The sequence below is a fragment of the Oceaniglobus trochenteri genome (assembly GCF_020529025.1).
Classification (GTDB): Bacteria; Pseudomonadota; Alphaproteobacteria; order Rhodobacterales; family Rhodobacteraceae; genus Oceaniglobus; species Oceaniglobus trochenteri.
The window spans coordinates 1-12,679 of record NZ_JACNMM010000006.1; the positions used below are offsets into that span (position 1 = coordinate 1).

At 61.8% G+C, this 12,679-nt stretch carries 8 protein-coding genes; 3 read left to right on the plus strand and 5 right to left on the minus strand.

The window, feature by feature from the left end; translation table 11 throughout:
• Together H7828_RS22720 and H7828_RS22725 are read right to left on the minus strand one after the other, a co-directional pair.
• On the minus strand, positions 1-1,152 hold a 1,152-nt coding region (locus H7828_RS22720), incomplete at its 3' end, for a BapA prefix-like domain-containing protein (protein WP_245398679.1).
• Between the two features lie 404 nt (positions 1,153-1,556).
• Positions 1,557-3,461, minus strand: a complete 1,905-nt coding sequence (locus H7828_RS22725; RefSeq protein WP_245398680.1) for a BapA/Bap/LapF family prefix-like domain-containing protein — start codon at positions 3,459-3,461, stop codon at positions 1,557-1,559.
• A 409-nt stretch (positions 3,462-3,870) separates the two neighbouring features.
• Between H7828_RS22725 and H7828_RS11225 the strand changes: the two genes are divergently transcribed.
• The 3 genes from H7828_RS11225 (at position 3,871) to H7828_RS11235 (ending at position 7,977) form a co-directional block, all read left to right on the plus strand.
• Positions 3,871-5,757 carry a response regulator gene (locus H7828_RS11225; protein ID WP_226781126.1) on the plus strand — a complete coding sequence of 629 codons (1,887 nt, stop codon included), beginning with the start codon at positions 3,871-3,873 and terminating at the stop codon, positions 5,755-5,757.
• 187 nt (positions 5,758-5,944) lie between these two features.
• Complete coding sequence (locus tag H7828_RS11230) at positions 5,945-6,583, plus strand: response regulator transcription factor (protein ID WP_226781127.1); 639 nt, start codon at positions 5,945-5,947, stop codon at positions 6,581-6,583.
• A 143-nt stretch (positions 6,584-6,726) separates the two neighbouring features.
• The gene (locus tag H7828_RS11235; RefSeq protein ID WP_226781128.1) at positions 6,727-7,977 is read left to right on the plus strand and encodes a glycosyltransferase; all 1,251 of its coding nucleotides are present in this window, start codon (positions 6,727-6,729) and stop codon (positions 7,975-7,977) included.
• Here H7828_RS11235 and H7828_RS11240 read toward each other — a convergent pair.
• From H7828_RS11240 to H7828_RS11250, 3 genes are read right to left on the minus strand one after another with little or no spacing between them, the layout of a single operon-like run.
• Entirely contained in the window at positions 7,974-9,308 is a 1,335-nt protein-coding gene (locus H7828_RS11240; RefSeq protein WP_226781129.1) for a BamA/TamA family outer membrane protein, read from the minus strand. The two genes, H7828_RS11235 and H7828_RS11240, sit on opposite strands and share 4 nt — an antisense overlap.
• A gap of 46 nt (positions 9,309-9,354) precedes the next feature.
• A complete protein-coding gene (locus H7828_RS11245; protein ID WP_226781130.1) occupies positions 9,355-10,527 on the minus strand; it encodes a beta-barrel domain-containing protein in 1,173 nt (390 codons plus the stop codon).
• Positions 10,524-12,662, minus strand: coding sequence for a type I secretion system permease/ATPase (locus tag H7828_RS11250; protein WP_226781131.1), 2,139 nt, complete (start codon positions 12,660-12,662; stop codon positions 10,524-10,526). The genes H7828_RS11245 and H7828_RS11250 overlap by 4 nt, the downstream gene beginning before the upstream one ends.
• Positions 12,663-12,679 lie beyond the last annotated feature (17 nt).

Genomic DNA, 12,679 nt, shown 5'->3' on the forward strand with positions numbered 1-12,679 from the left:
GCTGTCCGTCCCCTCGGTGCTGTCCGTCCCATCGGTGCTGTCCGTTCCGTCGGTGCTGTCCGTACCATCGGTGCCGTCCGTACCATCGGTGCCGTCCGTCCCATCGGTGCTGTCCGTACCATCGGTGCCGTCCGTTCCGTCGGTGCCGTCCGTCCCGTCGGTGCTGTCCGTCCCGTCGGTACTGTCCGTCCCGTCGGTGCCGTCCGTCCCATCGGTGCTGTCCGTCCCGTCGGTGCCGTCCGTCCCATCGGTGCTGTCCGTCCCGTCGGTGCTGTCCGTCCCGTCGGTGCTGTCCGTACCGTCGGTGCTGTCCGTTCCGTCGGTGCTGTCCGTACCATCGGTGCCGTCCGTTCCGTCGGTGCTGTCCGTTCCGTCGGTGCTGTCCGTACCCTCGGTGCCGTCCGTCCCATCGGTGCCGTCCGTACCGTCGGTGCTGTCCGTACCATCGGTGCCGTCCGTTCCATCGGTGCCGTCCGTACCATCGGTACCGTCCGTCCCGTCGGTGCTGTCCGTTCCGTCGGTGCCGTCCGTCCCGTCGGTGCTGTCCGTCCCATCGGTGCTGTCCGTACCATCGGTGCCGTCAGTGCCGTCGGTGCTGTCCGTACCGTCGGTACCGTCCGTCCCGTCGGTGCTGTCCGTCCCGTCGGTGCCGTCCGTACCATCGGTGCTGTCCGTCCCGTCGGTACCGTCCGTCCCGTCGGTGCTGTCCGTCCCGTCGGTGCCGTCCGTACCATCGGTGCTGTCCGTCCCGTCGGTACCGTCCGTCCCGTCGGTGCTGTCCGTCCCATCGGTGCCGTCCGTACCATCGGTGCTGTCGGGATCACCACTGCTGCCACCGCTCATTGCCAGGCCAAGACCCCCGGCCCCGACAAGAGCAGCCATTGCGGCTTGTTGATCCTCCATCGACAGGCCAAGGCCGCCTTCGCCGTCAAGTTCGCCGCGAATGCCGCTGTCCGTCGAATCGCCAAGGATCAGGCTGTGAAGCGAGCCGTTCTCGGCCGGTGTATAGAAATCATTGATCAGGATACGGTCGCCATTCTTCAACTCGACGATCAACGTATCCCCTTGGCGGGAATAGCGGGCAATATCGCTCGAAACCGCATTAATTCTGATGCCGATTGCGGGTCCAGCCTGGATCACCTTTTCTGACATGGATTCTGTCCTCTCATGGCCTAGGAGCGCTCTGTGTGAAATATCGAAAGTCTGGTAGACAAACTTAAGTATGTACTAACCAGACGAAAGGCTGCGAAGTCAACAAACTTTTGCAGTGAACGCCAATGAATGCCCAATCTGCTTTGCGACCTGGGATCGTGCACAAAATGGAAGCAATCTCATTGCGCGCGGGGATATCGGGATAACCTCAGGCACCGAAACTGGCGGCATATGCCAAAGCCCTGTTGCCTCTGCGCATCATAGAAATGGGCGCTGGCTTTCGACTGTCCGGAAAGACACAGGGCGCAGGGCGGCAGGGAATCAGGCGGAAAACAAAAAATGCCCCGGTTTCCCGGGGCATTCTTCATTCTTTTCACGTTTGCCCTTAAAGCGCGGCAATCAGGTCAGATGTCGTCAGCAACAGCGTCAAGCCCGGCCAGAAGATTGCCAGTGCTCAGAGTGTCGAGAGCACTGTCGACCAGCCCACCTTCGCCCAGGATGGGATCCAGCAGGTCGTTCAGCGCACCGCCGGACCCGTCGCCGTCACCCAGCAGACCAGTGCCCAGCAGATCGCCGACAAGGCCGTCCTCACCCGTCACCTCGCCAAGGGCGCCGTCATTGCCTACGAGATCGCCAAGTGAGCCCTCGGAACCGGTCACGTCACCCAGAAGGCCGTCATTGCCGGTCACCGACCCGAGCAGCCCTTCATCGGCGATCACCGGATCAAGCACTCCGGCCCCTTCGCCAATCAGATTGTCCAGCACCGCGTTTTCGCCCAGCAACGTATCGGTCACATTGCCCAGAGCACCGCCGGACCCGTCGCCGTCACCCAGCAGACCGGTGCCCAGCAGATCGCCGACAAGGCCGTCCTCACCCGTCACCTCGCCAAGGGCGCCGTCATTGCCGATGAGATCGCCAAGTGAGCCCTCGGAACCGGTCACGTCACCCAGAAGGCCGTCATTGCCGGTCACCGACCCGAGCAACCCTTCATCGGCGATCACCGGATCAAGCACTCCGGCCCCTTCGCCAATCAGATTGTCCAGCACCGCGTTTTCGCCCAGCAACGTGTCGGTCACATTGCCCAGAGCGCCGCCGGACCCGTCGCCGTCACCCAGCAAACCGGTGCCGAGCAGGCCTCCGAGAAGGCCGTCTTCACCTGTCAATTGCCCCAGAACGCCGTCGTTTCCAACAAGATCGCCCAGCAGTCCTTCGGAACCGGTAACAGCACCAAGCAGACCATTGTTGCCGGTGAGGTCACCAAGGAGTCCACCATCGCCGATGACCGGATCCAGTACGCCCGCGCCTTCCCCGATAAGCCCGTCCAGAACGGGGATTCCGCCGATCAGCCCGCCGTCTTCGCCGCCATCGCCCAGCAGGCCAGACCCGAGAAGATCACCGACAAGGCCGTCTTCGCCTGTCAATTGACCGAGGGCGCCTTCGTTGCCGATCAACTCGCCCAGCAAGCCGTCGGAACCGGTGATGTCACCCAGCAGCCCATCGTTGCCAGTAATGTCCCCAAGCAAGCCACCATCTGCAAGGATCGGATCGAGCAAGCCCTGGTCGCTCATGTCCGTATCGTCGGTGCTGTCTGTGCCGTCGGTGCCATCCGTACCGTCGGTCCCATCCGTTCCATCGGTGCCGTCCGTCCCGTCGGTGCCATCCGTGCCATCGGTCCCGTCCGTGCCGTCGGTGCCGTCCGTCCCATCGGTGCCATCCGTGCCATCGGTGCCATCCGTGCCATCGGTGCCGTCCGTCCCATCGGTGCCGTCCGTACCGTCGGTGCCGTCCGTCCCATCGGTGCCGTCCGTGCCATCGGTGCCGTCCGTCCCATCGGTGCCATCCGTCCCGTCGGTGCTGTCCGTGCCATCCGTCCCATCGGTGCCATCCGTACCGTCAGTGCCATCCGTACCGTCGGTGCTGTCCGTCCCGTCAGTGCCATCGGTTCCATCGGTGCCGTCCGTTCCGTCAGAACCTTCGCCATCAGATCCCCCAGAGGCAGCGAGGGCTCCACCGAGAAGGGTAGCGGCACCGGCGGCAAGGGCCTCATCCGGTATGGCAAGGCCCAGCCCCGCTGCTTCCTCGTCGGTGTCCGTCCCTTCGACGCCGCTGAAGCTGCCGTCTGCGAACATCAGGCGATGGGCTGACCCATCGGCCGCCGGCGCGTAGAAATCGCTGATTGTAATCTTGCTGCCATCATTCAACTGCACCACCAGATCCTGACCGGATTTCTGGTAGCGGGCGATGTCGCCGCGGTTGAAGGCAATGCTCACGTCGGCCGTCGGGCCTGCCTGAAGTCGAATATCAGCCATTGGTCAAATCCTTGCGTTTTGCCGGTCGAAGGCATGTTGGATACTAAAGTACTTTACAGCATCCTTTAGTTTGTATCCAATACATACGAAAGTAAATAACCATGCAAGGTCAGGAAATTCGGCAGTTTGCAGTGAACCTGTACTTCATTCACGCCTTTTGCTAGGACATCCTGCCAGACCAACTTCCGTCGGTTTTGGACCGGCAACAAGGAAACCAGGGGTTTGCGCCGCACTCGCGCGGTGAGTCCCACGTATTTCAGCGGGGAGACATCGGTTGGAAAGAACGCGGCCCGAATCGCCTTTGACTGAGCATGTTTCTCAAACCGACATCCCATCCGAACGGGCCAGAACCGCGATTCGCGGCGACGACGCGGCGACCGTCCGGCCGGTTCTCCAGGCCATTGCCCGGATGATCGCCACGGATCGGCGCGCGGTCGTCCTGGCCACGGAAACGGCCGAGGTACTTTTGGCCAACACCCCGGCCAACCGGCTGGGCCTCACGGCGGACCGGCTGCGCGCCATGCTTGACTGGCCCTCGATCTGCGCGCGGGCAAGGCGCGCGGGAAGCGCGATCGTTTCGCTGGACGTGGATGACCTGGCGCTTGAGGGTGAGCTTGTCCAACTTCCCCTCGGTCGTTCGGCGGGCTATCTCCTGCGGCTGTCGGAAACCGATCAGGAGGCAACCTGGCTGCGCAACCGCGCCCGCGCCTCGACACTCATGCGTGTCTCCCACGATCTCAGAACACCGATCCAATCCCTTCTGGCCAGCGCCGAAGCCCTGCTTGACCCCGAGCGGCGCGACGACGTGGACCTGGGTCAGCTGCGCCGCGCCGCCGATCTCGCGCTCGACCATGTCAGCAATGTTCTCGCTGTGATTCGCGGAGAGCAGGCGGTGGGCGGATTGCAACCGGACGAGACATTTTCACTGGCCGAGGAACTGGACGGGCTGTTGGAAATCATGCGCCCGATTGCGCGGGCCCGTGACGCCAAGCTGCGGTCCACGATACACGCCGATGGGGACAGTCAGGTGACAGGCCCCGTTCGTTTCGTGCGCGCCCTGTTTCAGAACATGATCGACAACTCGGTGAAATATGGCGGGCCGGCTATCGATATCGAACTGACCACCTCGCTTCTGCCCCCAACTCTTGATGTCCAACGCGGCGAGACACAGAAGCTGAGCGTCGTGCTTGAGGTGCGCGATCTGGGCGGCGGCCTGCCGGAGGCACAGAAGCAGCGGTTGCGCCAGGCCCTTGGCCATGCCGGAGCAAACGGCCAGACGGGCGAGAGAACCCGGCCAGCGGGCGGGCTGAATGTTCTCGCCCATGCCCTGATGCAACTTGGCGGGCGGCTTGACGTGCTTGACCGGGGCGAAATGGACAGCCCGACCCAGAAGCCCGGTGAGACCGTCACCGGTACCATTCTGCGCGCCGCCTTCAGCCTTGACCTGGCAAAGGCGCAAACGCCGCTTGACCCGTCAAGCGGCGCAACCGACGGACCCGACGCAAGGACCGACCTGGCGGGTCGGTTGATCCTCCTGGTTGAAGACAGCCCGTCGAGCCGAGATTGGCTAACCCACGTTCTGCGCGAAACCGGTGCGCAGGTGCAGCCCGCGAAAAGCGGCGCCGAGGCCCTGGCACTACTGGCCCGCGCCAGACCGGGCGCCATGTTCGACCTGATCATGACCGATGTGACCCTTCCCAACATGAGCGGGATAGAATTGGCACGGCGCGTGCGAGAGGCAGCACAAACAGGCAAACTGGCCTGGCAGGGGCGGATCGTCGGGTTGACAGCCCATGTGGATGAAAAGATCCGCCGGGCCTGTCTTGAGGCAGGCATGCTCCGGATCCTGGAGAAACCGATCAGGCCTGCAAAACTCTGCGCGGTGCTGCAAGACGTCCTTTCGGCACAGCCCGTTGCCGAAGCGCCCACCGCCCCTGCCCCGACCCGCGCCGAGAACCTCGCAAGGCTCAGCTCCCTGCTGGAGCAGTCCGTGGTCGGCGACCTGATGTCCGAACTGGGGCGCGACGGCGCGGGAAGTTTTCTCAATCGCGCCCTGGCCGAAGCGGAAGGCGCGGCCAGGACCCTTCGCAGTTCGGGAATTGGCGACGACACGTCCCGAATGCTTCATGCCGCCACCGGCGCCTGTGGCCTGACGGGGCTGTCGCAACTGGAAAAATGCCTGCGCCAGCTGGAGGTTGCCGTCGAAAGGGACAAGGGCCGGCTGCCAGAACTTCTGGACCAGACAGATCGGACCGTGACCCAGACAGCCGAAGCCATCCGGGCGTTGCTTTCGTGAGGCCAGAGCCCAAAACCGCCCTACCCTTGCGTCACCCCACGGTGGTGTTACCTGAATTATGTTCAGATCGTGACGAAGAAGATGTATCAAAAACAATCGTGACCTGCGCAAAAGGCTTGTCACACGGGCCGATCCCCCGGCCGGAACCGAAGCGGGCAACGACATTCCCAAAAGTGGAAGCAATCAAATGACGACCAAGGCTGCTGCATCCATACGTATTCTCATTGCGGACGATCACGCGATGGTTCTTGAAATGTTTGCGCATTTCATCAGCAATCTTCCGGACGTGAGCGCGCAAACCGCCCCCGACCTTTCATCCGCACTGGAAGTCATCAAGGAAAGCGGGCCGTTCGACCTGGTCCTCGTGGATCTGAACATGCCCGGCATGAATGGAGTCGAGGGGCTGAGAAAGGCGATCGAGCAGAACGCCGGCAAACCCGTGGCGCTGCTGACCAGCCATCCCTCGCCGCAGGTGGTTGCCGAGGTGCTGCAATCGGGGGGATGCGGTATCGTCCTGAAAACCACGTCGTTGCTCAACTTTGCGAACGAAATCCGGTTCATGGCCGCAGGCGGGCGCTATATCCCCGTCGAGCTGATCGAGAAGCAGCGCATCATCACCAATGAGCCGCAGAAAATTCCCCTGTCTGAGCGCGAGATGGATGTGCTCAGCCATCTTGCCGAGGGCAAGGCGAACCGCCAGATCGGCGAGGCTCTGGGCCTTGCGGAACCGACGATCAAGATGCATGTGAAATCGATCTGCTCGAAACTCGAAGCCAGCAACCGCACACAGGCGGTGATCGTGGCCCGGGACATGAACCTGATCTGATCCCCGACCGTCCACGACCCCGGTTGCATGCCAAAGTCCATTTGAGCCCCGCCCTTTCTTCCTATACCAAAGGAGGTATCCTTGGTCGGGCGCCCTGAACGGCGGCGCCTGACGGGTTGCAACGGGGTAAGGTAAGGGACGAAATGCAAAAGCCAGTAATTGTCTTCACGGGGGCGGTCTATCCGGGGCAGTTCGGTCGTTTGTGCGACTATCTGAGGGAAACCGGGCTTGCCGAAAGCTATTTTCTGACCACGCCCGGGCATCAGGAGCGCAATGCCCATCGCGGCAAGCACATCCTTGGCTTCAAACCCGATGGCGCCGTGATCGGACCGCAAAGTTACTATTACTCGGCCAAGGTAGAACGGTCGGCGCGGATCGGTCGTGGCATTCTCAAGGCTTTGCAGGCTTTCGAGAAGAAAAAGAAGATCGATGTGGTGGTCAGCCACTCGCTCTGGGGGGCACCGCATTTCCTGTATGATGAAATCGACGCCGCCATCGTCAGCTATATCGAGTTTCCAAGCTATTTCGCCCATGGCTGGGATCCCGCCTATCCGCCGGATCAGGCGCAACGCATGGCCGACAAGAACACCGAGATGCTGAACCTGCATCAGGCGATCCGCAGCGACCTGGTGATCTGCCCCAGCCATCACGCCAAACAGATGTTTCCGAAAGCGCTTCGGTCAAACATCGAGGTGCAGCTTGAAGGGTTCGAGTTCGAGGCCGACAAGGATCAGCCGGTCGACGACGCACCGCCCCGGCCCTTCACCATCGGGTTTTCGGCGCGGGATCTTTCCAGTTCCAAGGGCTTTGAAACTTATGTCCGGCTTGTGGACAAGCTGGTTGAAAAAGGTGTCGAGGCCGAGTTCGTGGCGCTGGGTGGTGCCGACGGAACGACCTATGGCTACGAGCAGCAATGGGTCAAACGCAAGTACGACGGAGCAGTCGAAACCTTTCGCGACCATCTGATGAAGGTCTATCCCCGGGCGGCCGAGGTTATCAGGTTTCCCGGCAAACTTCCCTACGATCAATTCGCCCGGCAGATCGCCGGGATCGATCTGTTTCTCTATCCCTTGAAGTTCGGGGTGGCCAATTGGGGGCTTGTCGAAATCCTGGGGCGGGGGGCCTGTGTCCTGGCGCCTGACCGTGGCTACGCGTCCGAGCTTATCCAGAACGACATCAACGGCATGCTGCTGCCGGACGACGACACCGCCTGGATCGATGCCATCCTGGCGCTCAAGGATGATCCGGCCCGTCGCCTTCGCTATGCGACGAAAGCAAAGTTCCTGGCTCGGCTGCAATACAGCCTGCCTTCGGTCGCGCCGCGCTATATGCGATTGTTCCGCCAGGCCGTCGATAACCGGGCAAGGCGGATGTCCGGCGGCGAAACCTATTAGAAACGTGCAGTAAAACCCAGGCCGAAGACCTGGACTTCGTCGCCGGGCTGTTTGCGCAGCGGCTCGGCGACATAAAGGGCCACGGGCGTTTCCCCCACCTCGAAAGTGAGCGAAAGGCCGATGCTGCTGCGATTTTGCCAGCCATCATTGATCTGCCCGTTCAACGTATCGTCCAATCCCCAGGCAGCGCCGGTTTCGAAAAAGATGCCCCCGCGCATACCGCTTCCGAAAATCTCGCCGAAATCCCGCTGCAATTCGACGTAGCTCACAAGAAACTTGTTCCCGCCCAGGGCGTCGCCGCTGTCACGCGGGCCGACCCCGCGTGGCGCGAAGCCGCGAAAGGTATCGGCACCGGGAAAGAAGCGGTCGATGCTGCGCGTGGCATTGCCCGACAACCCGCTGACCATGCCCCCCCGGACGCCGGATTGCAGGCGCAGGGTTTCGCTGATCGGCAGTTGCGCCTGCAACTCGAACCGCGTGTCAGACAGCGGGTCCGAGCCGCCGAGGTTCCAGAAGAACTGATCGAGGGCGATCGAATATCCGGGACGTGCCCAGTCGGCACGCTCGCCCTCCAACCCGGTGCTGCTGGTGAAATCAAGCGAGAACCGCAGGTAGGGCGCGGTGTTCTGGCTGTCCTTCGCCTCTTGCCGGACAAGAGCGCTGGCATTCGCATCGACATTTCCCATCCGTTGCTGGCGCAGGCCAAGACCGGCCTCAAGCCGCAGATCATCGTCCGGCATCCATGCAAGGTAGGGTTCAAACCTGATGCTGCGGTGGGAATAGCTCTGGTCATCGTAATCGGATTCGCGTGCGATCAGGTCCAGCCCAAGGTCAAGACCTTCGCCCCGTATGTCGGTACGATAGAGGTTGGCGTCAAAGCTCCTGACCTCGGTATTGTACATCAGGTGCAACGCGCCATAGGTCGATGGAAAGAGATTGTACTGTTCAAACGACAGCTCTGCCGTCAGCCCGTCCTGGGCCACATATGAGATTGTCCCCTCCACACGTCCGGGGCGCGAATCCGTTTCCGCCACCTCGATGATCAGAAGATCACCCTCGGGGTAAAGCCTGACCGAATCGAATACACCGGTGGACATCAGGCAATCCTCGATCGCCCGCAAATCGATGGAGGAATAATCGACACCCGCCATGGCACCGCAGGTCATGCGGACATCATCCTCGGGGATGAATTCGGCGCCCCTCACCTCGACCGCGCGGAATTCGCGCGCCGCGGCCGCTTGCAGGCCAGCCAGCAGAAGACCGCAGGCCAATGTCGCCGTTCCGGCAAGGGCCGCATAACTTCTAATACCGCAATTCGTCACTACCGGCACGGGTCTTCCTTTTCAGATCTTTCGTGTGTCACAGAGCTATATCGTGTCAGCGCAGCCGTGCATTCAGCAATGGGCGCGTCAGATAGCTGAGGATCGAACGTTTGCCGCTTTCGATATCGACCTGGGCAACCATCCCCGGGCGTATCGGGTATTGCTCTCCGAAACGTTCGAGATAATTGAGCTCCGTGCTGACCATGACGCGATAGAAATCCTGGGTGCCGGTGCGGGTTTCCTCTTCGACCGTATCTTCGGAAATCTGCACCACGGTGCCTTCAAGATCGCCATAGATCGAGAAATCATAGGCGGTGATCTTTACGCTGGTCGGCATGCCGGGGGCAATGAAGGCCACATCGCGCGGCAGAACCTTTGTTTCGATGATCAGTTTGTCATCGATCGGCGTGATCTCCATGATCGACTCGCCAGGTTGAACAACGCCGCCCAGAGTAGTGATGGCGATATTGTTCACCCTGCCCGCCACCGGCGAGCGGATGTTTGTGCGCTGCAATTCGTCCTTCTTCTGCACCAGTTCCTGCTGCAGCGTGCCAAGCTTGGCGCGGCGCTGCGCAAGATCCTTGTAGGCGTCCTGGACATAGGCATTGCGGGTTTCACCGATCTTGCCGTCCAGTTCTGCCTTCTTCTGCTGAAGCTGCAACAGGTCGATCCGGCTGACCGAACCGCGTTCGGCCAGCGGTTCGGTGATGTCGATCTGCTCCTGGATGGTGTCGCGTTCCCCAACCAGCGCCAGAAGCGATGCTTCGAGTTTCGTTCGCCGTGCGTTGAACAGGCGCAGTTCGGCGCGTTCGGTTTCCGAAGGCGTGGGGCCGAAATCAAGCTTCGGATGTTCCAGCACTTCCGCCTCGAGCCGGGCCAATTCTGCCACAAGGGTTTCGATCTGCGCTTCGGTGGCCTTGAAGGCCGATTCTGTGCGCGTCGGGTCAAGCTGGGCCAGAACCTCGCCCTTCTGGACGGTATCGCCTTCCCGCACCATGAGTGCCGAAAGGATGCCGCCCTCAAGGCTCTGGATGGTCTGCATGCGTTGCGCCGGAACGACCCGGCCATCGCCACGCGTAACTTCGTTCACCTCGGCAACCGCGGCCCAGGCGATGGCCGCGACAAGCGAAAGAACCACCGTCTGGATCGTCAGCCGCGCCCGGGCAAGGGTCTGGCGGCGATAGCTGCCGTCGACATGGCTTGGGTCGAAGATGTCGGCATTGCTCATGTCACGACCTTGACCTGGGGTTTGGCCGCGGCACTGTTGGCCCGCGCGGCGTTGAGGATCTTCATCAGGTCGCCGTCACGGGCGATCTTGCCTTCCTTCAGGACCAGCGTGCGCTCCGTCAGGCTCAGCAATTCGCGCTTGTGGGTCGAAATGATGGTGGTCCGGTCCTGCAGCCAGGTCTTCAGGTGGGCGATGACCTTGCTTTCGGTGATGTGATCGAAGGCGGCGGTCGGTTCGTCCAGCAGCACGATCTTCGGGTCCTGAAGCAGTATCCGGGCAAGACCGATGGATTGCCGCTGTCCGCCCGAAACATTGCCGTTGCCCTGGATCTGAAGATCAAGCCCCCGGACATGGCGACGCACGAAATTCCCCAAACCGACGTGATCCAGCGCTTCGAGAAGTTCGTCGTCGGAATGCAGGCTGTGATCCAGCAGCAGATTGTCGCGCAAAGACCCCTGGAACAGGGCAACCGACTGCGGAAGGTATCCGATCTGGCGGCGACGATCCAGCGGATCGATCTGGCCGAGGGCCAGATTGTCGACAAGCACGCTGCCGCTTTCGGGGTCGGTCAGCCCGGCCAGCAGGCGCAGCAGGGTCGATTTTCCCGCGCCATTCCCCCCCAGCAGCGCGATACGCTCGCCCGGCGCAATGCTCAGATCGCGGATATTCACCACCGGCGGCGCCTGAGGATCATGGCGATAGACCATGTTCTCGATCTCGTACTTGCCCGTCAGCGACGAGGCCCGGACGAAATGTCGGTCTGCCGGGCGTTCGACCGGCAGGCCCATGATCTTGTCCAGCCCGTCCATTGCGGCGCGCACCTGTTGCCAGCGCGTCAGCAAACCGGCCACCTGGCCCATGGGCGACATCGCCCGGCTGGTCAGGATCGTGCAGGCAATCAGGCTGCCCACGGTCAGATCGCCGCGGCTGATCAGGTAGACGCCGGCGATGATCACGCCAGCATAGGCGAATTTCTGCACGCTGCTGACCGTCTGGCCCAGAAGGTTGGTCAGGTGGCGCGTCTGCACGGCGGTATTGGCCATGGTGGCCGAAAGCTGTGCATGGGTGCGTTGCAGCCGCATTTCCGCGCGCGAGGCCTTGACGGTTTCAAGGTTCGAGATGGTTTCGAGCAGCAGACCGTTCAACGCCGCGGATTCGCGGACATTCTCGCGCGATGCACGGGCAAGCCTTTTTTGCATCAGAAGACCCGGCAATATGGTCAGGATCACCCCGACCACGGCCACCAGCGCGACCAGCCCGCCGATCCACCAGATCACCGCGATGAAGATCAAGACGAAGGGGATGTCGCAAAGGGCCGTCACCGTTCCGGAGGTGAAGAATTCACGCACCATGGCGAAATCGCGCACCTGGTTGGCAAAAACTCCGGTCGACTTCGGCTGATGCGCAAGGCGCATGTTCGCCACCTTGTCGAACAGCTGTGCGGAAAGTTTCAGGTCAAGGTCGCGCCCCGAAATGTCGATGAGAGAGGCACGCATGACCCGCAGCAGCACCTCAAGCAGAATGGCAAGACCGACACCGCTGGCCAGAATCCAAAGCGTATCGAAGGCGTTGCTGGGCACCACGCGGTCATAGACCTGCATCGAGAAAAGCGCGGTCGCGACGGCAAGGATATTGGCGGCGAACGAGGCCAGCACCACATCGCGGTAGATCCACCAGTTTTTCAGAACCGGCCCGAGAATCCAGTGCCGCCCGTGGGGGTTCGGTTCATCCAGGCGATCGGAAACGATATCGACGGGCTTGGACACCAGGACGCGGCCGTCGCACTGCCTGTGGAGTTCGTCGAGCGACCATTTCACCCGGCCGCCGCCCGATTCGGGCAGTATGACCGTGGCGTAGACCTTGTTGTACTGCTCAAGAACGACGGTGCGCCCGTCTTTCAGGAACAGCAGGACCGGCAGACTGTGCGACGGGAATGAGGTGATCGGATCCCGGCAGACACGGCAGCTCATGTTGATGCGGCGCAGGGCCATGGGTGCCAGGTCGATCGGCATCCTCTTACCGGGCTCGATGGGCAGTCCGTTGGTCAGGCGCGCGGGCGAGGTCGCGACGCCCTGGGCGCGGCAAAGTTCGATAAGCCCAACGACGATGGGATCGGAATGGACCTGGTCAAACATTCATCGAACTCCTTCGA